This window comes from Vibrio fluvialis (assembly GCF_900460245.1).
In the GTDB taxonomy this organism is placed as follows: domain Bacteria; phylum Pseudomonadota; class Gammaproteobacteria; order Enterobacterales; family Vibrionaceae; genus Vibrio; species Vibrio fluvialis.
This window is the reverse complement of the sequence record NZ_UHIP01000001.1, coordinates 2,055,912-2,082,909: the sequence shown is the minus strand read 5'-3', so window position 1 is coordinate 2,082,909 and position 26,998 is coordinate 2,055,912. Positions and strand designations below refer to the sequence as shown.

At 47.2% G+C, this 26,998-nt stretch carries 23 protein-coding genes, 1 tRNA gene, 4 pseudogenes and 1 riboswitch; of the genes and pseudogenes, 15 read left to right on the top strand and 13 right to left on the bottom strand.

The genetic code is table 11. The features are described 5' to 3' along the window. Position 1: 1 nt before the first annotated feature. The 4 genes and pseudogenes from rsxB to DYA43_RS09785 all read right to left on the bottom strand — a co-directional run. The gene (gene rsxB, locus DYA43_RS09800; protein ID WP_020327943.1) at positions 2-601 is read right to left on the bottom strand and encodes an electron transport complex subunit RsxB; all 600 of its coding nucleotides are present in this window, start codon (positions 599-601) and stop codon (positions 2-4) included. Continuing rightward, entirely contained in the window at positions 601-1,182 is a 582-nt protein-coding gene (gene rsxA / locus DYA43_RS09795; RefSeq protein WP_004726646.1) for an electron transport complex subunit RsxA, read from the bottom strand. Before rsxA ends, rsxB begins: the two co-directional genes overlap by 1 nt. 464 nt (positions 1,183-1,646) lie before the next feature. After that, a complete protein-coding gene (locus DYA43_RS09790; RefSeq protein ID WP_061056732.1) occupies positions 1,647-1,901 on the bottom strand; it encodes a hypothetical protein in 255 nt (84 codons plus the stop codon). After that, positions 1,901-2,123, bottom strand: a pseudogene (locus tag DYA43_RS09785) (transposase); the annotation flags it as partial. The pseudogene DYA43_RS09785 and the gene DYA43_RS09790, both read right to left, overlap by 1 nt. A 473-nt stretch (positions 2,124-2,596) precedes the next feature. Between DYA43_RS09785 and DYA43_RS09780 the strand changes: the two are divergent. Continuing rightward, on the top strand, positions 2,597-4,897 hold the full coding sequence (locus DYA43_RS09780) for a starch-binding protein (protein WP_061056731.1): 2,301 nt from the start codon (positions 2,597-2,599) through the stop codon (positions 4,895-4,897). 213 nt (positions 4,898-5,110) lie between these two features. On the opposite strand, the pseudogene DYA43_RS09775 reads toward DYA43_RS09780, so the two are convergent. Both DYA43_RS09775 and DYA43_RS09770 read right to left on the bottom strand, forming a co-directional pair. Beyond that, positions 5,111-5,461, bottom strand: a pseudogene (locus DYA43_RS09775) (transposase); the annotation flags it as partial. A 57-nt stretch (positions 5,462-5,518) separates the two neighbouring features. Further along, positions 5,519-6,642 (bottom strand): annotated as a pseudogene (locus DYA43_RS09770) (IS3 family transposase). 88 nt (positions 6,643-6,730) lie between these two features. Between DYA43_RS09770 and DYA43_RS23250 the strand changes: the two are divergent. After that, a pseudogene (locus DYA43_RS23250) lies at positions 6,731-7,030 on the top strand (GGDEF domain-containing protein); the annotation flags it as partial. 22 nt (positions 7,031-7,052) lie between these two features. Here the strand turns inward: DYA43_RS23250 and DYA43_RS09760 are convergent. Further along, positions 7,053-7,733 (bottom strand): LuxR C-terminal-related transcriptional regulator, encoded by a 681-nt coding sequence (locus DYA43_RS09760; protein ID WP_218016636.1) that lies wholly within the window; start codon positions 7,731-7,733, stop codon positions 7,053-7,055. A gap of 587 nt (positions 7,734-8,320) precedes the next feature. Here DYA43_RS09760 and DYA43_RS09750 point away from each other — a divergent pair. Next, positions 8,321-8,902: a DUF2913 family protein gene (locus tag DYA43_RS09750; RefSeq protein WP_055466255.1), complete on the top strand. Its 582-nt coding sequence runs from the start codon at positions 8,321-8,323 to the stop codon at positions 8,900-8,902. 27 nt (positions 8,903-8,929) lie between these two features. Here the strand turns inward: DYA43_RS09750 and DYA43_RS09745 are convergent, their stop codons facing one another. Then, positions 8,930-9,193, bottom strand: coding sequence for a hypothetical protein (locus tag DYA43_RS09745; RefSeq protein WP_020328513.1), 264 nt, complete (start codon positions 9,191-9,193; stop codon positions 8,930-8,932). A 766-nt stretch (positions 9,194-9,959) separates the two neighbouring features. Here DYA43_RS09745 and DYA43_RS09740 point away from each other — a divergent pair. The 3 genes from DYA43_RS09740 to DYA43_RS09725 all read left to right on the top strand — a co-directional run bounded on the left by DYA43_RS09740 (position 9,960) and on the right by DYA43_RS09725 (position 12,622). Further along, entirely contained in the window at positions 9,960-10,172 is a 213-nt protein-coding gene (locus DYA43_RS09740; RefSeq protein WP_055453625.1) for a hypothetical protein, read from the top strand. Between the two features lie 22 nt (positions 10,173-10,194). After that, the gene (locus tag DYA43_RS09735; protein WP_061056727.1) at positions 10,195-11,940 is read left to right on the top strand and encodes an EAL domain-containing protein; all 1,746 of its coding nucleotides are present in this window, start codon (positions 10,195-10,197) and stop codon (positions 11,938-11,940) included. A 394-nt stretch (positions 11,941-12,334) separates the two neighbouring features. Further along, positions 12,335-12,622: a hypothetical protein gene (locus DYA43_RS09725; RefSeq protein WP_055466259.1), complete on the top strand. Its 288-nt coding sequence runs from the start codon at positions 12,335-12,337 to the stop codon at positions 12,620-12,622. Positions 12,623-13,389: 767 nt separating this feature from the next. Here DYA43_RS09725 and DYA43_RS09715 read toward each other — a convergent pair. The 3 genes from DYA43_RS09715 to DYA43_RS09705 all read right to left on the bottom strand — a co-directional run bounded on the left by DYA43_RS09715 (position 13,390) and on the right by DYA43_RS09705 (position 16,634). Beyond that, entirely contained in the window at positions 13,390-14,685 is a 1,296-nt protein-coding gene (locus tag DYA43_RS09715) for a hypothetical protein (protein ID WP_225869416.1), read from the bottom strand. 478 nt (positions 14,686-15,163) lie between these two features. Then, the gene (locus tag DYA43_RS09710) at positions 15,164-16,393 is read right to left on the bottom strand and encodes an integrase domain-containing protein (protein ID WP_061056725.1); all 1,230 of its coding nucleotides are present in this window, start codon (positions 16,391-16,393) and stop codon (positions 15,164-15,166) included. Between the two features lie 165 nt (positions 16,394-16,558). Beyond that, positions 16,559-16,634: transfer RNA gene (locus DYA43_RS09705), tRNA-Asn, on the bottom strand. Between the two features lie 600 nt (positions 16,635-17,234). Here DYA43_RS09705 and uvrB point away from each other — a divergent pair. The 3 genes from uvrB to luxU all read left to right on the top strand — a co-directional run bounded on the left by uvrB (position 17,235) and on the right by luxU (position 21,258). Further along, positions 17,235-19,265 (top strand): excinuclease ABC subunit UvrB, encoded by a 2,031-nt coding sequence (uvrB, locus tag DYA43_RS09700; RefSeq protein ID WP_061056724.1) that lies wholly within the window; start codon positions 17,235-17,237, stop codon positions 19,263-19,265. A 244-nt stretch (positions 19,266-19,509) separates the two neighbouring features. Next, entirely contained in the window at positions 19,510-20,913 is a 1,404-nt protein-coding gene (gene luxO / locus DYA43_RS09695) for a quorum-sensing sigma-54 dependent transcriptional regulator LuxO (RefSeq protein WP_032079932.1), read from the top strand. 6 nt (positions 20,914-20,919) lie between these two features. Then, positions 20,920-21,258, top strand: a complete 339-nt coding sequence (luxU, locus tag DYA43_RS09690) for a quorum-sensing phosphorelay protein LuxU (RefSeq protein WP_020327928.1) — start codon at positions 20,920-20,922, stop codon at positions 21,256-21,258. Here luxU and DYA43_RS09685 read toward each other — a convergent pair. Next, complete coding sequence (locus DYA43_RS09685) at positions 21,247-22,137, bottom strand: YvcK family protein (protein ID WP_061056722.1); 891 nt, start codon at positions 22,135-22,137, stop codon at positions 21,247-21,249. The genes luxU and DYA43_RS09685 overlap by 12 nt on opposite strands. Before the next feature lie 182 nt (positions 22,138-22,319). Continuing rightward, a riboswitch (molybdenum cofactor riboswitch) is annotated at positions 22,320-22,459 on the top strand. On the opposite strand from DYA43_RS09685, the gene moaA reads away from it, so the two are divergent. From moaA to moaE, 5 genes are all read left to right on the top strand, one after another. After that, positions 22,448-23,437, top strand: a complete 990-nt coding sequence (moaA, locus tag DYA43_RS09680) for a GTP 3',8-cyclase MoaA (protein ID WP_038127045.1) — start codon at positions 22,448-22,450, stop codon at positions 23,435-23,437. It overlaps the preceding riboswitch by 12 nt. Positions 23,438-23,508: 71 nt before the next feature. Next, positions 23,509-24,021: a molybdenum cofactor biosynthesis protein B gene (gene moaB, locus DYA43_RS09675; protein WP_020327925.1), complete on the top strand. Its 513-nt coding sequence runs from the start codon at positions 23,509-23,511 to the stop codon at positions 24,019-24,021. A 9-nt stretch (positions 24,022-24,030) separates the two neighbouring features. After that, a complete protein-coding gene (gene moaC / locus DYA43_RS09670) occupies positions 24,031-24,510 on the top strand; it encodes a cyclic pyranopterin monophosphate synthase MoaC (RefSeq protein ID WP_020327924.1) in 480 nt (159 codons plus the stop codon). Continuing rightward, entirely contained in the window at positions 24,507-24,752 is a 246-nt protein-coding gene (gene moaD / locus DYA43_RS09665) for a molybdopterin synthase sulfur carrier subunit (protein ID WP_061056721.1), read from the top strand. Before moaC ends, moaD begins: the two co-directional genes overlap by 4 nt. A 1-nt stretch (position 24,753) precedes the next feature. Beyond that, positions 24,754-25,209, top strand: a complete 456-nt coding sequence (gene moaE, locus DYA43_RS09660) for a molybdopterin synthase catalytic subunit MoaE (protein ID WP_061056720.1) — start codon at positions 24,754-24,756, stop codon at positions 25,207-25,209. 68 nt (positions 25,210-25,277) lie between these two features. Here moaE and DYA43_RS09655 read toward each other — a convergent pair whose 3' ends face one another. Beyond that, positions 25,278-26,231 carry a sensor domain-containing diguanylate cyclase gene (locus tag DYA43_RS09655; RefSeq protein WP_032079927.1) on the bottom strand — a complete coding sequence of 318 codons (954 nt, stop codon included), beginning with the start codon at positions 26,229-26,231 and terminating at the stop codon, positions 25,278-25,280. 262 nt (positions 26,232-26,493) lie between these two features. Here DYA43_RS09655 and DYA43_RS09650 point away from each other — a divergent pair, with 262 nt between their 5' ends. Further along, on the top strand, positions 26,494-26,910 hold the full coding sequence (locus DYA43_RS09650; protein ID WP_020431733.1) for a CBS domain-containing protein: 417 nt from the start codon (positions 26,494-26,496) through the stop codon (positions 26,908-26,910). The last annotated feature ends 88 nt before the right edge of the window (positions 26,911-26,998 follow it).

Sequence of the window (26,998 nt, the reverse complement as noted above, 5' to 3'; positions counted from 1 at the left end):
CTTAACTCGCACTCTTCTGAGAATCATCAGATTCACCCGACGAAGAATGGGTAACATCAACCACTGGAATCGCGTTCATTTGCCACTTCCAGGTATCCGTCGTAGTTTTTACGGGGATCATTTCAATACAGTCGGTCGGGCAGGGGGCCACGCACAAATCGCAACCGGTACATTCATCCTTAATGACGGTATGCAGAGCTTTGTTGCCGCCGACAATCGCGTCGACCGGGCAGGCCTGAATACATTTGGTGCAGCCGATACACATATCTTCATGAATAAAGGCGACAGTTTTGACGTTGTCGTCCAGATCGTGTGCCGACTCCTGAACTTCGACGCCCATCAAATCCGCCAGTTTCTCAATGGTCGCCTGACCACCCGGAGGACATTTGTTGATGGCGTCACCATTGGCGATCGCTTCTGCGTAAGGGCGACAACCTGGGTAACCACACTGGCCGCACTGAGTCTGCGGCAGTATGGAATCAATTTGATCGACAATCGGATCCGCCTCGACTTTAAAACGAATCGAAGCAAAACCAAGAATGGCGCCAAAGACGGCGGCCAGCGCAGCCAGCACCAAAACAGCGATTAAGATGGTACTCATTACAATTTCACCAGACCAGTAAAGCCCATAAAGGCCAGTGACATCAGGCCAGCGGTGATCATGGCAATCGAAGCGCCTTTGAACGGAGCTGGAACGTCAGCGACGTGAATACGTTCGCGCATTGACGCAAATAGGATCAGAACCAGCGAGAAACCGACTGCCGCGCCAAAACCGTAGATGATTGACTGAATAAAGTTGTGGTTCTCGTTGATGTTGAGCAGCGCCACGCCCAGTACCGCACAGTTGGTGGTGATGAGCGGTAGGAAGATACCCAGCAGGCGGTAAAGCGTCGGGCTGGTTTTATGCACCACCATTTCGGTGAACTGAACCACGACGGCAATCACCAGGATGAAGCTCATGGTGCGCAGATATTCAATACCAAGTGGGCGAAGGATGTAGCTCTCCACCAGATACGCGCACACGGAAGCGAGAGTCAGAACGAAAGTCGTTGCTAACCCCATGCCAATGGCGGTTTCCAGCTTCTTTGAGACGCCCATGAAAGGACACAAGCCCAGGAACTTTACCAGTACAAAGTTGTTTACCAGCACGGTGCCGACCAACAACAAAAGATATTCGGTCATAGTTATATAAGTTTGAAATTCCGATCCCGACATTATCCAGCTTTGCGTAGCCAATAACAACCAAGGAAAGTTAAGGTTTTAGTTTGCTGAACAAAAATTATACGCAATTCGGCGTGGTTGTGATGATTCCTGACGGAGATTTTATCGGTTTGTGGTGAGTTGTTCGGGTAGCAGAAACGAAAAAGCCCAGCTAGATAGCTGGGCTTTCGAATTTGGCTCCCCCTGCAGGGGCAAAACCCAAACAGATAGATACTATGTCCTGCTTGGCCTAAGACTATATTGGGATAGCTTAGGTTTGAGGCAAATGTACCTATCTGTGTACCTAAAGTCAATTGCTAGCTTTTTACCTTACTCTTTGCTTCATTTTCGACTTTCCACTCTTTATGACGTGTCCTGATCATTTTGTTGAGTTCTTGCTTAATTTTCGATGGATAAGTCGTCTTACAAATATCAATTAGCATGCTTCACTGCTTTTGGGTCAGTGCTACTGTGAAGTCTTCACATTCACTTTTATCTAAGGAAAATTTATCTCTTATAAGCTTAAATCGCTCTTGAAATTCGTCTTCTTCGGTTGTGACGCAGAGAATATCAAGAAAACTGACGATACAAAGCTGCCTTATTGCTGGATTTTCAAGCGGCGGGAAGAATATAGTGAGATCAAACTGTTTAATCAATCTTTCATAAGTTCTGTCAATTAGTTCACTACTATCGTTTTTCACAGCTCTCGTATCTCAATTTGCTCTGGTGTCATTGGTGAGGCTTGAGGTGCTACTCCCATTCTTTCTTTCTTGCTTGAGCTGCCTTACCCACTTATCCATTGTCGATTTACCCACACCCATGGCTTTTGCGGCTTCAACAACGGTGTAGTTTTGGTCGAGAACAAGTTGCGCTGCTTCGAGTTTGAATTCCGCACTGAAAGTGCGTCTGGTACGCTTGGTCATAGTTTCACCTGTCATGCTATGAGGTGTATCTTAGCGCCTCTAATCAGGTGACCAAATTCACCGTACCACTACACTTCTTCCCTGGAACTTCTCACATTGAAACTAAAACGCCCCGTGGGATCATGGGGCGGATACGGAAAAATCATAAATTAACCAATCTCCTCTAATTTCACGATTTTGCCAAATGCATCACATTATGCATCAATAAAAAGCCATCAAATTCAATAAAAATCAGATGGTTAAATGATAACTTAATCTCTATTCCAATTTTTATTTTTTATTTCATGCTTGATGTGTACATTTAGTGACTGTATTTAAATCTATCAAAACAAACACCGTACAAATAATGACCATTCTCCCAATCACCTTTCTTTAAAGATGTATTCCTTTTTATCTGTCCTAAAGTTCTGCTGTCTTTTTAGACACAATACATTTTTTCTTACATTTTAAGATTCCAAACTTAAGGAAAGAATATGAAATTCAACAAGAGTTTGTCTGCCGGGCTCATGTTATTCGGGAGTTTAATCGGGGGGGCACCAAGTTATGCCCAAGACGTTCCCAAAACCGCCTTCGTCCATTTATTTGAATGGGGTTGGCAAGATATTGCTCAAGAATGTGAAGAATTCCTGGGCCCAAAAGGATTTGCTGCCGTACAAATTTCACCCCCTCAAAAAAGTGTTGATAACCCCGCTTGGTGGGCTCGCTATCAACCTGTCAGCTATTCTTTTGAAGGGCGCAGCGGTAACCGAGCGCAATTTGCAGATATGGTTCAACGCTGTAAAACAGCGGGCGTGGATATTTATCTCGATGCTGTCATCAACCATATGGCAGCATGGAATCGGAATTTCCCAGAAGTTCCTTATGGAACGAATGACTTTAATAGCTGCACCAGTGATATTAATTATTCCAATCGTTGGTCCGTACAAAACTGTGATTTAGTCGGGCTTAACGATCTGAAAACCAGCTCCGAATATGTGCGGCAAAAAATTGCGGACTACATGAATGAGGCCATCAGCATGGGCGTTGCCGGATTCCGTATTGATGCAGCCAAACATATCCCTGCTGAAGATATTGCCGCGATAAAAAGTAAGTTACACGGCACCCCTTATATTTTCCAAGAAGTGATCGGAGCGGAAAATGAGCCAGTAAAACCGGGGGAATACACTTATATTGGTGATGTGACTGAATTCTTCTTTGCTCGAACCCTTGGCCCTAAATTTAAACACGGAGGAATCAAAGATTTACAAGGGATTGGTTCATGGAGTGGCTGGTTAGGCAGCAGTGATGCGGTGACTTTTGTAACGAACCATGATGAAGAACGTCACAACCCAGAACAAGTACTCAGCCACCAAGATTTTGGTAACCTCTACTTCCTCGGTAATGTCTTTACGTTGGCCTATCCCTATGGATACCCCAAAGTCATGTCAGGCTACTACTTCAATGATTTTGATGCAGGCCCCCCCGCAACTGGCATACATACGGGTAACGCCTGTGGTTTTGATGGAGGAGACTGGGTTTGTGAACATCGCTGGCGCGGCGTAGCCAATATGGTGGCTTTTCGTAATCACACTGCAGCAGAATGGCGCGTGACCAACTGGTGGGATGATGGCTATAACCAAGTGGCCTTTGGCCGTGGTGGGCTAGGTTTTGTTGTCATTAACCGAGACGACAACAAAGGCATCAACCAAGGTTTTGCTACCGGAATGCCAGCGGGTGAATATTGCGACATCATCAGTGGTGACTTTAACTCACAAACGGGAACATGCAGTGGCACCACCATCAGTGTAGACAGTTCAGGTTATGCCCAGTTCACCGTGGCTTCTCATAATGCGGCGGCCATTCATGTCGGAGCAAAAGTAGGACAAACCTGCACCGATTGTGATAGTGATAGCGATAAAAAACCAGCAACTCCCGTCACAGCAACCAACCTCTGCTACGACAATGCCGCTAATCACACTTCACCAACACTCTACTACTGGGGAGCACAACCAGCAGGCTCACTCACAAACGCCACTTGGCCTGGCGTTACCATGACGGCAAATGGTGATTTCTATTGCCATGATGTTGAAACTGAGCTTTCAAGTGTGAATGTGATTTTTTCAAATCAAGGTGCCAATAAGAGTAACGATCTCACCACCACTACTGGAACGTGTTATAGCGATGGTAGCTGGAAATCTTTAGCCGACTGTGGGTTTACCCTAATCACAGAAGAGGATAATGATAACGATAATGCCACCCAAATCTGTTATGACAATCAGCAAGGTTTCTCTCAACCTTACCTCTACTTCTGGAATGTGGATGCAGCAACGCCTATTGCTAACGCAACTTGGCCAGGGCAAGCAATGACTCAACAAAATGGTCAATATTGCTATGACTTTGGTACTAACCTCACTAGCTTGAAAGTCATTTTCAGTGATCAAGGCAGCCGCCAAACACTCGATATGAATGTTTCAGCACCAAACCTTTGTTATGCCAATGGTGAATGGAAAGATCTCTCCCAGTGCACCAGCAACACAAATGGTGGAAATGAAACTTGGTACTTCCGAGGAACAGCAAACGGATGGGGATTAGCCGCATTGGATTACAATGAGCAAACCGGCCTTTACACAACAACCCAAACCTTCAATGGTGAAGAGTCACCCGCAAGGTTTAAAATTGATGATGGTTCGTGGACAGAATCCTACCCAAGTACGGATTATCAAGTCGGCGACTACGCCACCTATCAGATTCATTTCAATAGCAGTACAAAAGCCATCAGTGTGATACAACACTAATAACCTTATCGGTACAGTCTGAAGACTGTACCGATTTTCACCTCTTACAACCAATCCTTCGGATAAGCATTGAATTTATTTGCGGGGCTGCTACATTCATAAGGTTCAATAACAAGCAATGCGCAATTTCGGTCAATAACTCTAACTCAATTTATGTATGAATAACCAAGAATATCATCAGCTCGGTAACGCCATTGCAGCACTTATACCCGTTCAACTTGAAGATACAGGTTTCAATATCTGAAAATTATCCGTAATTCTGGATACGAGTGTACCTGCAACTTCTGGTAACGTTACATCGAAAAACTCTTTGATGGCTGAAGTAAATTCTGGCTTGAAGGAGAAGTAAATATTGTTCCTCACATGTTCATTCATCACTTTCCAAAGCCGCTCTATTGGATTTAAATTTGGACTGTAAGGCGGTAAGTAATGAAGCTCGATATTGAGCACTTTTGCCGCATTTTTCACCAACTCTGACTGATGATAGGCGGCACCATCAAGCACTAGGTGAACTTTTTGCTCCAACGGATAATGCTCCTTTTTGAGCTTCCAGAAGAAGCGAACAGAAGTGGACCCCAATGGTTGGACACATAAGCTAACTTCTTAAGTGGTTGATCCAGCTCATGCAGCGTATCTCTGCCTACTAAAGTAGGCTTCATCAGGGGTGAGGTCATTGAGTCCCTGATGGTTCCGCTCCTCATTATAAAACACCATGTAGTCGCCGATTTCAAGCTCTGCTTCTCGGGGCGTGGTGTAAGCTTTTAAGTAAACCTCCTCATATTTCAGGCTTCTCCATAATCGCTCGATGAAAACATTGTCGACCCAGCGTCCTTTCCCATCCATACTTATCCTGACTCCATGCTCGATTAGCTTCTGTGTGAATTCGGTGCTGGTAAACTGACTTCCTTGATCTGAGTTGAAGATATCTGGCGGCCCATAATGTTTAAGCGCGTCTTCAAGGGCTTCGATACAAAAGCTCGTGTCCATCGTGTTGGATAGCCGCCAAGACAGCACCTTTCGGCTATACCAGTCGATAATAGCGACTAGATACAGGAATCCCTTAGCCATCGGGATATACGTGATGTCAATCGCCCAAGCTTGGTTCGGGTAAGTGACTTCGATATCACGCAAAAGGTAGGGATAAACCTTGTGTGCTTTGTTCGCCAGGGTCGTTCTAGGCTTGGGGTAAATAGTCCCAACACCCATGTCTCGCATGAGCCGAACGACACGTTTACGATTAACGTTATGGCCTTTTTTAGCCAACTCATTTCGAATGCGTCTGCTCCCCATGAACGGATACTGAAGGTGAATTTCGTCAATCATGCGGCGTAGTTCAATCTCTTCAGCAGAGAGCCCTATGGGTTGATAGTAAGCAGTAGAGCGAGCAATACAGAGAAGCTCACACTGGCGCTTTATTGACAATAGGGTGGATTTAACCAGCGAGCTCTTTCGCTGGGCTCGGTCTAACGACCGAGCACTTTGGCCAAAAAATCATTTTCCATGGTCAATTGACCAATCTTGGCGTGCAGTTTGTCCACTTCTTCAGAGCTGTCCTTGCCTGACTGGTTTTCAGAGGCAAAAATCATGGCTGCATTTTCGAGCAGTTCTTTTTTTCATGTAGAGATTTGGTTCGCGTGCAGGTTGTATTTCTGAGCTAACTCAGCGACAGTTTTATCACCTCTAGCAGCATCAAGCGCCACCTTAGCTTTAAATTCGGGTGAGTGGTTTCTACGTTTTCTAGTCATAATCTGTTCCAGTATTTTTAGGTACTATACAAACAGATCAATCACTTAAAGTCATGTCCGAAAATTAGGGGCCACTTCTGTTTTAGAGCGTATTTCAGATATCATTCTTTCTACACTGAGATCAAACGACAAAGCGTATCGTTATGGCGGTGAAGAAATATTAGTCTCTTTGGCTCATTGTTCTCTAACGGATGCGGCGATGGAAAGGGTAAGGGCAAACATTGGTGAACACGTGTTTGAGTCTGAAGATGCCCAACTTTCTGTCACGGTTTCTATCGGTATAGCGGCCATTGAGAAAAACGATATATCTTATCGAGACGTTATCGATAGAGCCGACCAGCTTCTATATGAAGCTAAGCAATCGGGTAAAAACGTAGTGTTGTATTAAATCTTTACGGCTCGTTGAATACTTATTCGGCTTTTATATCGTTTGGTTTTGTGTCTAAACCCAGACTATCTTTAGCCCAAATGACGGCCTGAACCCGGTTCTTCGCGTTGATTTTTTTGAAGAGATTATGCAGATGGGATTTTACGGTATTCAGACTTACGCCAAAATGCTCAGCGATTTCAGGGTTCGTTTTTCCTTTCACTAATAGTTTAACGAACTCATGCTCACGCTTGGTCAGCACGGCACCTAGCATTCGGCTGGAGAGCACAGGAATGTTGCTGCGAAAATGTAGGATATAGTCCTGAGAGAGTTGCCTGGACAGCCACATCTCACCTTGCATGATTTTATGGGTGCCTTGCAAAATCTTGTCAATATAGTCATCGACATAAAACACCCCATACAAATTGGGCCACTTAAATAAGTACGCCACGCTGATGTCTCTCGGGCAGTTAATCAGTATTTCTTTGGCGTGTAAACCTATCTGATATTTGATGTTGTAGTAGTTGTTCTCGAACTCATCTGTAATGTGGGCAAAATCAATAAAAATGTATTTTGCGCAGGTACTTTTCTCGATGCTCAACTGACTGAAACGTTGTAATTCAACCGACAGAGGAAGGTTTCGCCCCAGAGTTTCTTTTAGCATGGTCGACGTAAGGCTTTCTTCTGAAAAAAGCAGGGCGTTTTGGATGCCTGGATAGTTCATGGGTACCTTTCGATATAGGCAATACGTTGTCTATTACTCTACCGCGATGATTTTGTGTCTCAAGAGGGATGTGGCGAATTGTGATAACCGTCAACGTAGCAATAAAACACTCACCCATGGAAAGAGGGGGCGTCCGTGTTGTCATCGCCTGGTTATGGCATTCACGGCTTTAATCGCACGTTAAGCTCTCCTGACACTCCCTTTGAATTAGGACAGTACTGCGTTAACGATATCTCCATGGCTTTAAGAAGAGCAATGTAGATGTCTTCCGCTTGCTCGTAACTGATAGCGTTGCTGTCGATGGAGAGTATGGTTTCACCCCTCAGAGAGAAATGGTACTGAAGACCATCGAGGCTGAAGGTCGGGGCCAACTGATTATTTGTTTTCATCGCGAATCTTCACATAGTTGCTGTATACCTTAACTTTAGTATTAGAAATGACAATACGCCACATTATGCTTATCAGCTTCAGACCAAAGAGTGAGAGCAGCCGTCACGTCACGCGGTCTGAAAGCCAGCGGCATGGTGCATTGTTATTGCGAGTAAAAGGGGGTTAAATGAGGGCTTCTTTGGCTCTTACGAACACGTATGAAACACGATAGCGATTACTACTCACAACTGGCAGCGTTAGTGTGCCATGCATTGCTTCATCTTTTTATGGAAGTCTCCGCGACACCTCGGTTTGTGCCTGTCTCAAAGCGAAACGACATATTGGTTCGCTATCTCAAGCACAAGTTGAACGCGCGCCACGGTCATCAGTTCAAAAAGGACATCAAAGCCATGATTCAGTTAGGGCGCAGCCTTAACGGCAATTTAGAAGCCAAGCTTTTAAGCCTACATGACAGCATGACCATGGCGAATACGACCGATATGGCTAAGTTGCATGCTTTATTGCTGTATCTGAATGAGAGGCTGGGAGTAGAGTCCGAAGTCTTTCTTGAAGGACAAGAGCCGAGTCCGGACATCCTCTATATGCTGGAAGAGCAAATCCAACACGGCTTCAACGACCACAAGCAGCAAGTGGCACCGCTGTCGATGTTGCTTCAATCGGACCAAGCGCACCGACTTGAGTCTGTGGTGAATGAGCATGGTGGCTTTATTGCAGAAACCAAGGAATGGAACGCGGACACTCAGCAGCTCCACCTGCTGCTGCATCCTTTGAGAGGTTGATGCTAAAGGCGCAAAAACGTCTTCAGGCTAAATCGCATAGTCTGGTGAAATGTCTTCAATTTTCACCAAATGAACATCGACTTCCGAGAGTCGAGCAAAAGTGGGCTCGTCTGAGGGTTGCTCGACAATATGGACGATATTGGCCACCCGATAACACCCAGCGCTGGGTGCCTTGAAGAACACTGTTTCATCCAGTTTCGGCAATAGCGGAGTGGTATTGTCGACAGACGTAATTCGATTTCGGATAGATAGCGAGCCATCGGGCGCCACTTCATAAAAGTTAACAATCATGCGCTTCTCTGGGGTTGTTCAGTGAATGTCCTGTACTAAAACAAAGTGGCAGAATAATCAATGCCATGATTGTAAAACTGACAAGTAGGTCCTCTCGAACTACCCTTAAGTGGGTATGCTGCCTCTATTGCCCACCTCAGTATTACGGCCAACGTTGCGGCGGTTTTTTTAAAAGTGCTCATGCAATGTGAGAGATTTGAGATGAAAGAAAGAGTCTACCATGAGGCGCTGCTGGTTATTCAGGCACTGGTTGTGCCTGACACTCGGTATCCCGCGGCTTTTTGCACGAGAGACTTTATCCAGCAATGCCAGCTTTGTAGGATGTCTGGGAGCGTTAGCCTGTCCGACGCGAATAGGTTGTTGCGCGAACTGGCTCAAAGGAACGATGCGGTGTGGCAAGGCTGCCAATTTGACCCTGACTGCAACTTAAGTTGGTACTATCGCCGCTGAACCAATTGACGAACCCATGTTCCGCGCGGTTTGTTTCACCAGAGTCATTAGGACATGAGTCACATTTCCGCATCTCCGTTCATCGTGTCATGCACGTTTGCCTATACTGAGGGAATAGAGGCCCTACCCAACCTCTATAATGTAAGTATCACGATTGATAAACCCTCAAAGCAGCCGCCGTTTGGCGGCTCTTTTTTCAATGACTAAGCGCACAGTTCTCTCGCCATTCTTCCAAAATTGATTTACGAACAGAACGTCGTTCGTTTACAGTTAAGCATAACCACATCACGACCGACATGGATGTAAGAGGTGAACCATGATGCACAGCCATGCTGACAGTTGGGACCGATACCATGCTGCCTGCGAACGCCTGGCACTGCTCGAAGCCAGCTATAACCATACGCAGCACCGTTATCTTCAAGGTCAGGTTTCTCAGGAAGTGTACGAACTGGCGTGGAGTCTGAAACTCTCGGCAGAGCGACAAGTCCGAATTTTACGTCACCAGCTCGCGATGGAAGTTTGCGGCTGAGAGCAGAACGAAGGAGTCACTGATGGCCCCCGTATCAACGTCAACTCAATCCGAATCGTCACGCACCATGGACCAGGCTGCTTTTATCTCGGCGGCGGAGTCCAAAATGCACACCGCACGGTATCAGAACATCTCGCTGGTGCTTGCCATTAAGCCCGCCAGTCTGGATCCCAGAGCGTTTGACGTTTTCCACAAAGTCATGCAAACCGTGAAAAGTGCTCAGGTGGCCGGGAATCTGAATCAGAATTTCCTGTTGGTCTACGTGTGCGAACCGATATGCATTAGCCAAAACCAGGCCCGCGCGATTCATTTCAGCATTCGTCATTTCTTTTCTGAAGTGAAGCAGGCCGATGAGCGCATGTATCGGTTTTTAATTTCCGGGAAAGTTGGTGTATCGGTGTTGGGGAAGGACACCCACTCCATGAAAAGGGCCGTCGTGCATGCTTCTCAGGCGACATTGGCTCAGCAAGCCGGGCACAAAAGCCGTATACAGTTCTACGATACCGATTTGCAACTGACGATTAAGCGCTACGTGCTGTTAGAGGACCTTGTACGAGATGCCATCGAGAAAGGCGCGATAGGCGTTCAGTACCAACCTATTATACATTGTCAGGACTGGGCGGTGGCAGGCTATGAGGCGCTGTGCCGTTTTAACCTGGACGCAGCGCTTAACGCAACAACCACGGAGCTGATTGGGCTGGCTGAGGATTTAAATCTCATCTCAGAGTTGGATTTACTGACGTACCAGAATGCGTTTTCCCAGTGTGCACCGTGGCTGAAAAAGTCCGGCCGTTTCCTGAATCTCAATCTTTCGCCGAATACCCAACAGAGTTTGTCCGAAGTCCTGGAATGCATGGTGCTGCTTGCGAAGCAGGAGCAGGTCGAGCCACGGCACATTGTCATCGACATGAATGAAGTCAAAAGCCCTGCGGCAACGCTCGATGTCTCAACGCTACTCCCGGAGTTTCGTCAGCGGGGCGTACAGTTTGCGCTGGACGACTTGTCCGAGGGATTCCGACTGGCTGACTTATTGAGCCAAGGGCAATTTCAGTACCTCAGAGTCAGCCGCGAGCTGATTGAACGCAGCCATGAGCGCGGGGAATACTACCAGGTCATTAAGCTGTTGGTCAGACTATGCCACCGCCTGGACGTTGAGGTGATTGCTGAAGGTATCGAAACGCCGGACGAAGCCCGTTTGCTGTCTTACCTGGGGGTGGATTATATGCAAGGGTACCTGTTTGCTAAGCCGGTTGATTATGGCGACCTGCAGGAGGCAGAGAAACAGCTTGAGACGATACTTCGACAGCTGCATGCCGATGGCCTGACGGATAGCTCGGATGCGGATGAAGAAGCCATCACCTTACTCAATATTGCCAGCAAAAGCCTGCCTCGTTTAGACCCCGGTGAGCCGCTCATCCTGGCTAACGAATACTTAAAACCCGACGCCATTAATGTGATCCCCGTTATCAACAAAGGGGAATGTGTCGGATTGGTGGACAAAGCTCAGCTCAATCTTCATCTGACTCCGGCCATGGGAACTGAACATGAAACCATGAAAGAAGCGGGCATCTGGAATAAGCCTGTTGCCAGTATGATGAATACGCAGCTGACCATCATGGACGCACAGGCGCTGCTCACGGATGTGCTCCCGTTACTCAAAGAGAGCGCGCTTTCTCTGCCCATCGTCTTGGTCACCGATAATCGCTATAAAGGCTTGGTGACGGAAACGGACATTACACACTATCTCTTAAAGCGGCTAAAATTGTAGCGTTGTCTTTCGTTTGCGTTGTGCTGGAAGTCAGGGATGAATCGATATTACGTAAATAAATGTGTGAATTCACAAGGGCACCATGAGGTTCACCGATTGGGCTGTGCTCTGCAGGCTGAAATAGAAAGCCGAATCTATTTGGGCGTATTCCCATCAGGGACGATGGCCTTGGTGTTTGCGCGTCGATTGTATGGTGATTCGCAGTACTGCGTACTTTGCAGAAACGCCGATAGCAGTGAACCTGCCACATAGCCGCTCTCCTAAATGAGAACTCCACCTGAGGAGGGTTGAAAATAACGTTGAGCAAATAGACCCTGACAGGCCATAAGCAATTCTTCGGTTCGTTGACTACTCTTTTTCTAGCACTCACGGTTTAGAATGGAGAAAGAGTGTGATGCTCATTTGTGACGATACCAGACAGTTTATCATCGCGACGATTGACGATATGCAGACTCGTCTCAGTGACGATAAGCCGGTCTGCGCTCGCTTACAGTTGACGAATGACTGGCTCAAGCTTTGGATTGACTATCAATACTGGGATATGGTTTTTCATCTCGAGCGACCGGTTGAAGGGATGCTAGCAACATCAGAGCTGAATATCTTCGCGTTTACGGCTGAGCATATTGCTGATGCATTAATCAGAGACCTGGAAGAGAAAGTCGATGTGACTGAAGATGAATGATGTCACCATCACCGTGGTACTGCTATGGTTAGCGTGTTTCCGTTAACGTACTTCTCTGGCCCGAGTTAACATAAATGCCGAGTGCCACAGAGGTCATATTACTGCTCTGTAGGGGGAGGAGTCGCGTAATGAGTCGTCCCCGTTGCTGCGAACGCGTATCGTCAACCGGGAAAGCCCGTATTCTTTGCTGTGTGCAACCAGCGCAGAAACTAAAATATACAGCACAGCACAGCACAGCACAGCACAGCACGTGAGTGTCACCATCTTGAACGCAGACTCTGGGCTTTACTGCGATGGACGATGACACTCACGCTGTTGTCATTGTAGCGCATCATTCTATGAAATTTTCAAGGAAGAGTTAGGTATGGACAGGAAACAGCGACAAGAGTGGTTGTTACAAAGACGCAACGGTTTTCTTCACTATGTTTACACTAAGGGGCTGGCTTGCGCATTTGCATTCGTGTTTGGGTTGGAGTTTCTAAACAATGACTTTTATCTGGATGTCATCTCACCAGGCTCAGTGCATTTATACATGACCACGCTCTTGGTTGCCTTTATTTGCTCTGCGATAAATTGGACGTGCAATGAATGCAGTTTAAAGCGCTCAAAAGTAAATCCTCCAACCTAAAATCGATAAAATAATGGAGGACAATGGTTATTCTCAACAATACGCCTACATGCATTTCCTGCCGCAACTCATGAAGCATAGTAAAACTACCTCAGAAATCGAAATTAGTAACAAGGCGCCCAATCGAGCGCCCTTGAGTTCAGTGAGTTGTTCTGCATCTGCCTTGGTAAGGTAGATTGCATCGATACTGATGCAAATTCTTAGTGATGACCGAAGGTACCTGGTAGAGATTAGCGACGTCTTCATCGTAGTTTTCCAAACCAAGGTCACAGGCGTGAACCACACCATCTTTAAAATCCCACTTTCTCAGTGCATTTGGGTAATCACAACCGACTAACTCCATAGCTTTCGGGAGAGTGGTCGCAACTAATGTTTTTTGGATGGGGCCGTGGCAGAACCAAATGTCCTTTTGGCCACTCTTCGGCTCTTTGAGCGTCCAGCAGTAGGCAATCGCCTCTTTGAAGTCTTTAGTTCGTGCTGTACTTATAGGTTTAGCATTCGCACCGGTTTGTTGAGTTGGGTTAGCCTGAACGGTTGTCCCGTTGGTTAACGATTGACTTGAAGCAGCAGACGCGACAGATGGTGCCGTCGTTGTTTTATTTCCGGCTTGGGTAGCATTTTTCATCGTAGCCAGAGCCTGCTCTCTCTTTTCCATGCGATCCATGTAAGTCGGTTGGATTTGCGCGTACTGCTTACTCAGGTTCGGTCGGGGAACATAGTTGTTAGTATTCGATTGGCTGTATGTAGGCAGCGTTTTAACGCTAGTATCGAAGTTTGCCAACCCTTGGCGGATACCTGCGCTGACCGCTTCACTATCTCGTTTCTTCTGTTCTGCAACCATCTGGTTGTAGGTTTTAGATGCTTCGGAACTCTTATCTCCTTTGGCTGCCAGATAAGCGAGTGAGGTATTAACGCGCTTAATAGACGCGGCTGTTCGGGATAAATCCGCTTCCTGAAACTGTTCTGGTGTTTTGTGCAGTGAGTCCATAAAGCCCTCACACTTTCTCATCGAAAGGTAGGATGATGACTTAAGGCATGAGTGACTCGATTCAAACCCGATGACAAAGGTAATCTGCTCTTCAACGATTGCGGTTTCAACTTCGTTGGGAAGATTTTTCCACGTTCTGTCGATCGTCAATATCGTTGAGCCATCACCAAGGACATATCGCCAAGAGCGAGTTTGAGTGCTGTCCCAACCTCTTCTAAAGTAGTAACTCACGACGTGCCCACCCGCGACGATAGGGTAGTGCTCCTTCAGAACGTGATCGAACGTACCGATACCGCGTGTCATTGCTTCAAACCAATCTCCTGAACGTCCCCAGAAATCCCATTGTGTGTTGAACGTAAAGCGGCATGAATTACCTTTCCACGCTTTGGTGGAATCTAGGCAGTACTGTTCCATACGGTTGATAACGTATTGAGAGGATTTGGTCATCTCTTCAGGCGTCTCCGTGGGTTCATCACTGTGCCCCCAAATTGCCTGGTGCATCCCATAAGTGCAGCCCGTTAACATTGCGGTGAGCAATAGTAACGCTGGAAATAGAACCTTATTGGTCATCTTGTGAGCTCATCATGTCATTGTTGTTATTGATAGAAAGTATAAATCAGGCAAATCAATAAACAATTATGCATTGGTTTGAATCGGATATGATTTCTGTAGGCTGTTGTCACTTCGTTCGTTAAAATTGCACTGCATCATCAATGCAGGACAAATCTTAATGCCCCGTAACAATATCTAGATAATTTTTAGCTTTATTGTTTGTAACATCAGTAGTGAATTTGCTGCACGCCTCGTTTCATTGCGCATTGTTTAATAGATTTCGGCTCAAAGGTTGTGGTGTATGAAGTTATTTATGCATGTATAAAGCTGCTGAACAAGTAGTCAGCAGCATTCATTTACTTTGTAAGATATATTATTTCTGTGTTGCACAGATTGATAGATTTCCTTTAGAAGCCTCTTCGATATAGTTACTCCACCAGCGTAGCATTTCCCGACGTTGGTTAAGATACAAAGCTCGGTTATAAATACCTCGAATCTGGTTCTTGTCTACGTGAGCTAGAGCAAGCTCAATCACGTCATGGTGGAAAAGCTTGGTTTCATTTAGCGTGGTACTAGCTAGAGCTCTTAGACCATGGGAGACCAAACGGTCCTTAAAGCCCATACGTTTAAGGGCAATGTTAGCTGTTTGGCTGTTACTCGGCCTCATCGGGTCTTTATAGGAAGCGAATATGTATTCGCTTCCACCATTTATTTTTTTCATCTCATTCAACAGATTTATAGTCTGCGGCGTTAGAGGCACTAGGTGATCCCTTCGTTTTTTCATTCTATCTGCTGGAATAACCCATAGATTTTCATCCCAATCAATTTCATCCCAACGAGCTTGCGCTGTCTCAATAGGTCGGGTCATGGTATGCAGTTGCCATTCAATCATACATCGAGTGGTATACATGATACTGGCCCGTCCTAGGGTTCTCATTAACTCAGGAAGTTCGTCGGCACTTATTGATTTCATATTGGTGACGGTAGGTTTCAAGAACGCAGAACTGATTTTGGCTAAAGGGTTGTACTCAATAAGTCCCTTATTCTGAGCAAAACTCATAATTTCGTTCACACGCTGGCAGCTCCTTTTCAGTGTTTCTAGGTGTCCTTTAGCCTGAAGTGGCTGAAGGGTATTTATCACTAGAGGTGCAGTAAGCTCAGTGATAGGAGTATTGCCAAGCTTCGGTAGCAGATGAAGATTTAAAGCTCGCTGAAGGTTCACCTTTGTTTTTTCACTGATGGTTGCGCTCTTTACTGTTAACCAACTGTTTGTGACTTCAGCTAATGTGGATAGTAAGCGCTGTTGCTCTATCGTTTGTTGGTTCTTGAGTTTGACTTGAGGATCAATACCAGCTTGTAGCGTTTCTATCGTGCCTAGAGCCTTCTTTCGTGCATTTGTTAGGGAAAGGCTAGGGTAACTGCCAAACGTCATGTTAGCGCGTTTACCGTTGTGTGGACGTGTATAGTTGAATAGCCATGTCTTTGTACCGTTTGGTTTTACACGTAGACGAAGGCCGTTACCATCAAAGAGCGTATACTCTTTATCTTGTGGTTTAGCGTTAGAGATTTGTTTATCTGTTAAAGATTTAGTTGTTCTTGCCATGATTGGTACACCGTAAATTGGAACATACGGACAATGTACCTATTTGTGTACCTAAACTTCTAAGCTAGTACGAGCCAGGAAAAGACGTTAAGAGAATACAATCCCTTGAAATAGCTAGGTTTAGATACAAAAAAAGACGTCCTAGGACGTCTTTCTTCTTGAATTTGGCTCCCCCTGCAAGACTTGAACTTGCGACATACGGATTAACAGTCCGCCGTTCTACCGACTGAACTAAGGGGGAATTGATTAATGCGGGTCGGATGGTAACGAGCTGGGATTCGAGTGTCAACCTTCGAAACTTAAAAAAGGGCTAAAAAAAGCAGCGATAAAGGCTTTACTTTTCTGCATCCCTTATCCGGTATGAGCTAGGTTCACTTATCCACCAAAATTGTGGATAAGTATGTTAATGAAACCTGAGCAATTACGTTTTGTGTCATCTCTCAAGTCAAAAATACAAATGTAATCGATTGCTTTATTGGTTTAATTTATTGTGTTTATTGAGTTTTTTTGAGTTATGTACAAATGAATCAACTGGAGTGTTCGTAGTGAAGAAATGTTAGTTAAAGGTTAAATTTAGAAAAATTGGGGAAAACCCGTGGATTGTTTTTTGAGGAATTAGGTTGCCGGACGGCTTATGGGGCTGAAGATAATAACAAAGTCATTTAACTGAAGCCAATACTATTTTAATTTTTTCCGCGATCGAAGACGCAAGTTCTGCGTATCTACTCAAACTGGTCTTTGAAACGCTGGTCGCTGGTTATCGAGCGAATATTCACTTGCCTTTTTCCGCACCCAGCAGCGACAATGTCCTGTATAGATAGACAGCATTAATGAGGATGACATGAGCAAAGCATTTGAATTGGTCTCCGAGTATCAACCATCCGGCGATCAGCCAGAGGCGATTCGCCAACTTCTGGAGGGAATTGATGCCGGGTTGGCCCATCAGACATTACTTGGCGTGACAGGCTCGGGGAAGACTTTCACTTTAGCTAATGTGATCGCACAGGCTCAGCGTCCGACGATTCTGCTGGCTCCCAATAAAACGTTGGCTGCACAATTGTACGGCGAGATGAAAGGCTTCTTTCCTAACAACGCGGTAGAATACTTCGTCTCTTACTACGATTATTACCAGCCAGAGGCGTATGTACCGACGACCGATACCTTTATTGAGAAGGATGCCGCGGTCAACTCACACATTGAACAGATGCGTCTGTCGGCAACCAAAGCGCTTCTTGAGCGTAAAGATGCCATCATTGTGGCTTCGGTGTCTGCGATTTATGGTCTGGGCGATCCGGACTCCTACCTGAAAATGATGCTGCATCTGCGCCGCGGAGATGTGATTAATCAACGGGACATGCTACGTCGCCTGGCTGAGCTGCAATACTCGCGCAATGATGTGGCGTTTGAGCGCGGTCAGTTCCGAGTGCGCGGCGAGGTGATTGATATCTTCCCGGCTGAATCGGATCAGGATGCCGTGCGCGTAGAAATGTTTGACGATGAAGTGGAGTGTATCAGCATTTTTGACCCATTAACCGGGGTGATTAAGCAGCGTGATCTGCCACGTTTTACCGTTTATCCGAAGACACACTACGTTACGCCACGAGAGCGTATTCTCGATGCCATCGAAAACATCAAAACTGAACTGGCATCGCGACGTCAGTATCTGCTCGACAACAACAAGTTACTGGAAGAACAGCGTATTTCTCAGCGCACCCAATTTGATATCGAAATGATGAATGAGTTGGGGTTCTGTTCAGGGATAGAAAACTATTCCCGTTACCTCAGCGGACGCGCGGAAGGCGAGCCGCCACCGACCCTGTTTGATTACCTGCCACACGACGGCCTACTTGTGATCGATGAATCGCACGTGACCGTGCCGCAGATTGGCGCAATGTATAAAGGTGACCGCTCACGTAAAGAGACGTTGGTCGAGTATGGTTTTCGTCTGCCTTCGGCATTGGATAACCGACCACTCAAGTTTGAAGAGTTCGAAGCTCTGGCACCGCAAACCATCTTTGTATCCGCGACTCCGGGTAACTACGAACTGGAGAAATCCGATGGTGAAATTGCGGATCAGGTTGTGCGCCCAACTGGTTTGCTCGATCCTGAGCTTGAAGTCCGGCCTGTCGCGACTCAGGTCGATGATCTGCTGTCCGAAATTCGCATTCGCGCGGTGAAAGATGAGCGGGTGCTGGTGACCACGCTGACCAAACGGATGGCCGAAGACTTAACTGAATACCTGCACGAACACGATGTCAAAGTACGTTATCTGCACTCGGATATTGATACCGTGGAACGGGTAGAAATCATTCGTGACTTACGCCTCGGTGTGTTTGACGTGTTAGTGGGTATTAACTTATTGCGCGAAGGTCTCGACATGCCGGAAGTCTCGCTGGTGGCGATTCTGGATGCTGACAAAGAGGGTTTCCTGCGCTCTGAACGTTCATTGATTCAGACCATTGGCCGCGCCGCTCGTAACCTGCAGGGTAAAGCGATCCTGTACGCAGACAACATCACCAAGTCGATGAAAAAAGCGATGGATGAGACCAGTCGTCGCCGCGAGAAACAACAAGCGTACAACGAAAAAATGGGCATTGAGCCACAAGCCTTGAAGCGCAACGTGAAAGATATCATGGAGTTGGGTGACATTACCAAGTCGCGTAAGCAACGTACCAGCAAAGTTGTGCCTTTGGCGAAGGTTGCAGAAGAGTCAGCCAGCTACGATACTATGACACCACAGCAGTTGGAAAAAGAGATCAACAGACTCGAAGCTCAGATGTACAAACATGCACAGGATTTGGAGTTTGAACTGGCTGCAGAAAAACGCGATCAGCTTGAAAAGCTGCGTCAGCAGTTCATTGTTAATAGCTAAAAAAATAGCCAATAGAAAAGAGTTCTATTGGCTGTTATATCGTGAATATCGTATTCACTAACAACGTCAGTTGGCTAGGTGACCCTTGCGGGTCAAATTGAATAAAGCATATTCCGTGCCAGTTTGTATTTCGGTGATTCTTTGGAATTCTGACACTATTTTTGCGGAAATATCGCTTTGAATTTGCAAAATGCAACTCCAAATGCGACTATTAAGCAAAATGCAAAAGATAAATGGCTAGGTTATGCAATTAAATGATATTCATCATAAGGCGAAATATCTGCTGATGGTCGAAGATACGGCGTCAGTGGCGGCGTTATATCGCTCGTACCTGACTCCGCTAGAGATCGATATCAACATCGTCGGAACCGGGCGTGAAGCGATCGAAAGTATCGCGCACCGCGAACCGGATCTCATCCTACTCGATCTGCGCCTGCCGGACATGACCGGTATGGACGTATTACACGCTGTTAAACAGCGCTCGCCGGATGTACCTGTGATTTTTATGACCGCACATGGTTCAATTGATACAGCGGTTGAGGCGATGCGTCATGGCGCACAGGATTTCCTCATCAAACCGTGTGAAGCAGACCGCTTACGTGTCACGGTAAACAATGCGATTCGTAAAGCCAGCAAGCTGAAGAATGAAGCTGACAACCCGGGTAACCAGAATTACCAAGGCTTTATCGGCAGTAGTCAAACCATGCTTGCGGTGTACCGCACCATTGACTCCGCGGCCAGCAGTAAGGCAAGTATCTTCATTACTGGAGAAAGCGGTACGGGTAAAGAGGTGTGCGCGGAAGCGATTCACGCCGCCAGTAGACGCGGCGACAAACCATTCATTGCGATTAACTGTGCCGCGATTCCTAAAGATCTGATTGAAAGTGAACTGTTTGGTCATGTTAAAGGCGCATTTACTGGCGCAGCAACGGATCGCCAGGGCGCTGCAGAATTGGCCGATGGCGGCACTCTGTTCCTTGATGAGCTGTGCGAAATGGATCTCGATCTGCAGACTAAATTGTTGCGCTTTATTCAGACCGGTACCTTCCAGAAAGTCGGCTCGTCAAAAATGAAAAGTGTGGATGTGCGTTTTGTCTGTGCGACCAACCGCGACCCATGGAAAGAAGTACAGGAAGGCCGTTTCCGTGAAGATTTGTACTACCGTTTGTACGTCATTCCACTGCATCTGCCGCCTTTACGTGAGCGTGGCGATGATGTCATTGAAATTGCCTACTCGCTGCTGGGCTATATGTCGAAAGAAGAGGGCAAAGGCTTTGTCCGTCTCGCTCCGGAAGTCGTGGAACGTTTTAAACAATACGAATGGCCGGGTAATGTGCGTCAACTGCAGAACGTACTGCGCAACGTTGTGGTGCTGAATGAAGGGCGTGAAATCAATCTGAATATGCTGCCACCACCGCTCAATCATCCAAGCGAAAACATCATCAGTGTTCCGAAGGTTAACGCCGCGCCCGTATCGGTTCACGAAATCTTCCCGTTGTGGATGACGGAAAAGCAAGCCATTGAGAAAGCGATTGAAGCCTGTGATGGCAATATTCCGCGTGCTGCCGGTTATCTGGACGTCAGCCCATCCACTATTTATCGCAAACTGCAAACCTGGAACGAGAAGGTGCAGGAAAAGGAAAAGTAAGCGCACATGGAACTGATGAATCTCAGCAAGATTGATAATCTGGCACAGGAAATTGGTGAAGAAAATGTCCCCGTTCTGGTGGAAATTTTCTTAGGTGAACTGGATACTTATCGCGCAAATCTGAGCAATGAGGCATACGGTGATAAACTGGAGTATCTCAAAGAGATCAGCCATGCGTTGAAAAGCAGCGCGGCGAGCTTTGGGGCTGATCAGTTGTGTGCCAAAGCGGTTGACATTGATAGTCGGGCCAAACAAGGCACGACCATTGACGAAACGCTGGATACGGCGATTATGATTGACCTTATCCAGCATACTCGTCAAAGCTATTCGCAGTTAATCGCTTAACTGCTCTTCAATCGCTTTACGCAGTTTCACCCGGTCGTGACGCCAGTCGCGGTTGGGTGAAGCCAAATCACGTGTCACGCAGTTCCATTCGCTGTCCAGATCCGGATGTGCATCGGCACCAATCACCACATCAATTTTTCGGCCGTGACAGGCACGTTCACACCATTCCAGTTTCTGACGCAGTGTCATACGACCCGCTGGCCCATATTCTGGCGACAGGTTCTCTACGAAGATAAGCTTGGCGCGGGTGTTGTTTTCAATGGCCTGTCCCATTTCCGGCAGTAAAAGCGGTGGCATGATACTGGTCAGAAAACTGCCCGGGCCGAGTATGATCGCATCGGCGTCGGCGATGGCCAACACGCCTTCGCGAGTGGCTGGCACTTCCGGTTCCAGATCTAGGCGGCGTAAATCTTGTTGCATCTCATCGACACTGGTCTCGCCCGTCACCCATTTACCGTCCACAGACAGCGCTTTCAGATCAGAAGGGTGTTCAGACATCGGTACGATGTTGACGTCAACTTTGAGCATGCCACGAATCAGATTGATGGCTTCCAACGGACGCACAGAAAGGTGGTCTAATGCGGTCAGCATCAGGTTGCCCAGGTTATGGCCATCGAGTTCGCCCGCGCCTTTGAAGCGGTACTCGAACATCATCGAGCTGATGGAAGGTTCTGTGATTAACTGGTTAATGCAGTTGCGGGTGTCACCCCAGGCGATCCCACCCTGACAGTGACGAATGCGCCCGGTTGAGCCCCCGTTGTCGGTGGTGGTGACAATCCCTGTGGCGTTAGAGCCAAAAATTTTTAACGCAGCCAACATGCGTCCTAAACCGTGGCCACCGCCAATCGCGACCACTTTCTTGTTCTGGTACAGAGTCATCTCTCTTCTTCTTATATTTTCACAATCCGCTACAATTTAGAGGAATTGATTTATATCTCATACTTATTTTGGGGTAATTTGAGGTACTAGTGAGTTTTTTTCGTGCTTGCACTGGAATCACGTACTCTTTTTAAGTATTTTACCAATCAGCTGCTATTGAGTAACCCATAAGTTGATCTCATTAGTTGCCATTACTCCGAGCTTATTTCAGCTAAGTCCTGGTGCAGGATACGGTGGATAAGCCAGTGGCCTTGAGCCACAAGGGCATAGTTGGAAATGATTATGCCTCCCGTGTTTGGAAAGGTGTGACGTGGCGCAACAATTCGAAGATAGATTTCAGCGTAAGTTTTACTACTTACGCTTATCCGTTACAGATGTCTGTAACTTCAAATGTACTTATTGTTTACCTGATGGGTATCACCCGTCGGGCAATAAGAATTCCTCTTTTTTGACCCTGCCGGAAATCAAGCGTGTGGTAAATGCGTTTGCCGATTGCGGGACCTCCAAAGTGCGTATTACCGGCGGTGAGCCGAGTCTGCGCAAAGATTTTACCGAGATTATCCATACGGTGGCTTCAACGCCGGGAATCCAGAAAGTCGCGACCACCACCAACGGCTATCGCATGGCGAAAGGTGTTGCGGAGTGGAAAGCGGCAGGCTTAACGCACATCAATGTCAGCGTAGACAGCCTGGATCCGCGCATGTTTCATCAAATTACCGGCGAAAACCGTTTCCATCAGGTGATGCAGGGTATCGATCGCGCATTTGAGGTCGGCTACGAGCAGGTCAAAGTCAACGTCGTGTTGATGAAAGATCTTAACGCTCAGGAGCTGCCTCAGTTTCTCAACTGGATCAAACATCGTCCGATTCAACTGCGTTTTATCGAGCTGATGCAGACTGGTGAGATGGACGACCTGTTCAGCCGCCAGCATGTTTCCGGCACCGCAATTCGCAATCAATTGATTGCCGACGGCTGGATACTGAAAGCCCGCGCGAATAATGATGGACCGGCCCAAGTGTTCGTGCATGCCGATTATCAAGGTGAGATTGGCCTCATCATGCCGTACGAGAAAAATTTCTGTAGCAGTTGCAACCGTCTGCGCGTGTCGGCGTTAGGCAAGCTGCACTTGTGCCTGTTTGGTGACCATGGTGTGGAACTGCGCGATTTGCTGCAAGACGATACGCAAGAAAACGCGTTGATTGCGCGTATCCAAGCTCAGTTGCAAACCAAATCGGTCAGCCATTTCTTGCATGACGGAAATACGGGTATGACGCCACATCTGGCGTCGATCGGCGGTTAATAATTTCTCTTTGGGCCGGGTTTGTTGCCGGGCCGACAACACATTCAACGATTATTGATAAAGGTGAACTCATGGGTCACGCAGAAAGCAAATTTCAGCCTGCTAACATTGCCGTTCTGACGGTATCTGACACGCGTACGGAAGAGAACGATACTTCTGGCCGTTACCTGGCAGAGCAACTTCAGGAAGCGGGTCACAAGCTGATCGACAAGCAAATTGTTATTGATGATATGTACAAGATCCGCGCTGTGGTTTCACAGTGGATCGCTGACGAGAACGTGCAGGCCATTCTGATTACTGGCGGCACGGGCTTTACTTCCCGCGACAGCACGCCGGAAGCGCTCAAGCCACTGTTTGATAAAGAAGTGGAAGGCTTTGGTGAGCTGTTCCGTATGGTGTCTTTTGAAGAGATCGGGACTTCGACCATTCAGTCGCGTGCGGTGGCAGGCTTTGCCAACCATACCGTGATTTTCGCGATGCCGGGTTCAACCGGGGCTTGCCGTACGGGCTGGACGAAGATCATCAGACAACAAATGGATGCCAGTCATCGTCCGTGTAACTTTATGCCGCACCTGTCGGTATAAGGGGGCGACATGAGTCAGTTTACCCATATCAATGCCTCCGGAGAGGCGAACATGGTTGATGTTTCCGCCAAAAGTGACACTGTCCGCGAAGCTCGGGCTGAAGCGTTTATTCGTATGGCACCGGAAACGTTACAACTGATTATTTCAGGTCAGCACCACAAGGGTGATGTGTTTGCGACTGCGCGTATTGCTGGGATTCAGGCTGCGAAGAAAACTTGGGATTTGATTCCACTGTGCCATCCATTGTTGTTGTCCAAAGTCGAAGTGCAGTTGGAAGCGATTGAAGCGGAAAGTCGGGTGCGCATTGAATCGGTGTGCAAACTGGCTGGGAAAACGGGCGTGGAAATGGAAGCGCTGACTGCAGCATCGGTCGCCGCGCTGACCATTTACGATATGTGTAAAGCGGTGCAGAAAGACATGGTGATTGAGCAGGTTAGACTGCTGGAAAAGACCGGCGGTAAATCGGGTCACTTTAAGGTGGACGCATGATCACAGTGTTATTTTTTGCCCAAACTCGTGAACTGGTTGAATGCGACAGACTGACGTTGGAAGCACAATTTTCCACGGTGGAAGCATTGCGTGCTCATCTGGCTGAACAACCAGGGAAATGGTCGCTGGCGCTGGAGCCCGGCAAATTGCTGGCAGCGGTCAATCAGTCGATTGTGCCGATGGATTTCGCGCTCAGTGATGGCGACGAAGTGGCCTTTTTCCCACCAGTAACCGGAGGCTAATATGGATAACAGAGTTTCTGTTCAGGCACAGGATTTTTCTGTGGCTGATGAGTATGCTCAGCTTTCTGCTGGGACACAGGCCGGGGCCGTGGTGACGTTTGTCGGTAAAGTGCGCGACATGAATCTGGGTGACAACGTGACCGGCTTACATCTGGAACACTATCCGGGTATGACCGAAAAAGCCTTGCTTGAAATCTGTGATGAAGCTGAGCGTCGCTGGTCCTTACAGAAAGTTCGTGTCATTCATCGTGTCGGTGACATGGATATCGGCGATCAAATCGTGTTTGTTGGTGTCAGCAGTGCTCATCGCAGTGCGTCGTTCGAAGCGTGTGAATTTGTGATGGATTACCTCAAAACCAAAGCGCCATTCTGGAAAAAAGAACGCACCACAGAATCCACTCGCTGGGTCGATTCACGCGAATCAGATGCAAAAGCCGCAGAGCGCTGGCAGCAATAATCTGAAGACAGCAAGAATAGCGGCAGAGATTTCATCGTCTCTGCCGTTTTTTTGCTGTGGTTTAAGCATCAGTAAATGTGCATTGTGCCGCGTCGCTGGTGTTTGGCGTGAAACAGAGCTTTGTCGGCAATAGCGACCAGCTTTTCTGCGGTCATGTCCGCGGACAAACGCAGGCAATGGTGTATGCCGATGGTTACAGACAGCACATCATTGACGTGAGAATTGTGATGCGGGATAGCGAGCGTCTGAATCTCGCTCAGCAGTTGATGCGCTTTGTGTTCGCATTGCTCGACGCTGATATCAGGAATGAACAGCAAAAATTCATCACCGCCGTAACGAAAACAGAGATCACCTTTGCGTTTCCAATGATTGAGCGCCTGACTGACCTGTTTGAGTGCCTCGTCTCCCTGCAGATGGCCATAAAAATCGTTGTATTCCTTAAAGCAGTCAATATCAATCATAAACAGTGCGCACGAAAGCTGATCCAGTTTCGCCACCTCCAGTGCCTGCGGAAGTAGTGAGTCCATCGCATAGCGGTTGTACACCTGCGTTAAATGATCGATATGTGTCAAGTGTTCCAGTTCCAGTTGATGGCGGGCCAGTTTGTCGACGGTGCGGCGGTATTCGGTAATGTTGCGCACAATCCACAATACGAACTCTGTATTAGGTAACGGGATCACCAGCGCGTTAAAAAACTGCAGATCCCGTGGCCCCTCAACATCCTCAAAACAGGGCATCTGCTTTGGATCAAGGTCATATTCCAATTCCGCCGCCAGACCGGTTTTCAACGCCTCTCCGATAACACGATTGAACCAGATGGCTTTATCTGCGGGCAGGACTTGTTGTTGATTCATGCCGATGATGGTCGCCGGATTATGATGACGCTGCGTGTCGGTCCCACCCCAGGCTTCCACGTAAATGCCTTCACGATTGATCAAAAACGTAGGCTCTGGCAGCGCTTCAAACACGACATGCAACAGGTCGGGGTTAGCGGAAATGACAGAATAGAAGACGGAGTTCACAACGGCGGTCTCTATTGATGGTTGAGTCAATAGTTAACATATAGATGATATCTCAGGAAAAAGCCTGCCGGATGCGCAGTGACTAATAAATAAGACAGGTTTTAGAAAATTGTGCTGAAAGCGTGAGAGAGATGAGGCACGTTGACGCCGAATTCATCGAAAAAATCTATCAACAAAATTGAGGTTTTCCATTTAGTAAAATCAAGAAATTAGTCAACACTTACTAAATAAGCAACGTTAGGTTGCGAGCAAGGAGACCGCTATGGATTCGTTAAAAGTAAGAGACTACATGACCGTCAAAGCGGTCACTTTCAAACCGGATATGTCACTGACCGCTGCTTTGGATCGCGTGATCCACTCAAACCATTTAGGTGGCCCGGTGATTGATGATAATGAACGCGTGATTGGTTTCCTCTCTGAGCAGGACTTGCTGGAGAAGCTGATTAAAGTGAGCTATTACTGCCAGGATACCCACATTGTGAGCGATTGCATGCACCAGGAAGTGCTCTCGGTTTCACCGAATATGTCCATCATTGAGCTGGCAGAAATGATGAAAGTGGGTAAACCGAAAGTGTATCCGGTGGTCGATGAGGGGAAACTGGTCGGCATTATTACCCGCCGGGACGTGCTGCAGGCGATTGGGAAAAATCTGGCGGCGTGCTTCAAACATCCGGTCTAACGCCTTTAACAGGCAAAAAGGCACTTCGGTGCCTTTTGTTTTTTGTCTGAAGCCCTAAAAATTAGTGCTTGACCTTGGAGTAGACTCC

Bases quoted from the DNA above. Each gene is read 5' to 3' on its own strand.
- rsxB (WP_020327943.1), bottom strand. From the start codon at position 601: ATGAGTACCATCTTAATCGCTGTTTTGGTGCTGGCTGCGCTGGCCGCC.
- rsxA (WP_004726646.1), bottom strand. From the start codon at position 1,182: ATGACCGAATATCTTTTGTTGTTGGTCGGCACCGTGCTGGTAAACAAC.
- DYA43_RS09780 (WP_061056731.1), top strand. From the start codon at position 2,597: ATGAAATTCAACAAGAGTTTGTCTGCCGGGCTCATGTTATTCGGGAGT.
- DYA43_RS09760 (WP_218016636.1), bottom strand. From the start codon at position 7,733: ATGAACTATCCAGGCATCCAAAACGCCCTGCTTTTTTCAGAAGAAAGC.
- DYA43_RS09750 (WP_055466255.1), top strand. From the start codon at position 8,321: ATGAAACACGATAGCGATTACTACTCACAACTGGCAGCGTTAGTGTGC.
- DYA43_RS09745 (WP_020328513.1), bottom strand. From the start codon at position 9,193: ATGATTGTTAACTTTTATGAAGTGGCGCCCGATGGCTCGCTATCTATC.
- DYA43_RS09740 (WP_055453625.1), top strand. From the start codon at position 9,960: ATGATGCACAGCCATGCTGACAGTTGGGACCGATACCATGCTGCCTGC.
- DYA43_RS09735 (WP_061056727.1), top strand. From the start codon at position 10,195: ATGGCCCCCGTATCAACGTCAACTCAATCCGAATCGTCACGCACCATG.
- DYA43_RS09725 (WP_055466259.1), top strand. From the start codon at position 12,335: ATGCTCATTTGTGACGATACCAGACAGTTTATCATCGCGACGATTGAC.
- DYA43_RS09715 (WP_225869416.1), bottom strand. From the start codon at position 14,685: ATGACCAAATCCTCTCAATACGTTATCAACCGTATGGAACAGTACTGC.
- DYA43_RS09710 (WP_061056725.1), bottom strand. From the start codon at position 16,393: ATGGCAAGAACAACTAAATCTTTAACAGATAAACAAATCTCTAACGCT.
- uvrB (WP_061056724.1), top strand. From the start codon at position 17,235: ATGAGCAAAGCATTTGAATTGGTCTCCGAGTATCAACCATCCGGCGAT.
- luxO (WP_032079932.1), top strand. From the start codon at position 19,510: ATGCAATTAAATGATATTCATCATAAGGCGAAATATCTGCTGATGGTC.
- luxU (WP_020327928.1), top strand. From the start codon at position 20,920: ATGGAACTGATGAATCTCAGCAAGATTGATAATCTGGCACAGGAAATT.
- DYA43_RS09685 (WP_061056722.1), bottom strand. From the start codon at position 22,137: ATGACTCTGTACCAGAACAAGAAAGTGGTCGCGATTGGCGGTGGCCAC.
- moaB (WP_020327925.1), top strand. From the start codon at position 23,509: ATGGGTCACGCAGAAAGCAAATTTCAGCCTGCTAACATTGCCGTTCTG.
- moaC (WP_020327924.1), top strand. From the start codon at position 24,031: ATGAGTCAGTTTACCCATATCAATGCCTCCGGAGAGGCGAACATGGTT.
- moaD (WP_061056721.1), top strand. From the start codon at position 24,507: ATGATCACAGTGTTATTTTTTGCCCAAACTCGTGAACTGGTTGAATGC.
- moaE (WP_061056720.1), top strand. From the start codon at position 24,754: ATGGATAACAGAGTTTCTGTTCAGGCACAGGATTTTTCTGTGGCTGAT.
- DYA43_RS09650 (WP_020431733.1), top strand. From the start codon at position 26,494: ATGGATTCGTTAAAAGTAAGAGACTACATGACCGTCAAAGCGGTCACT.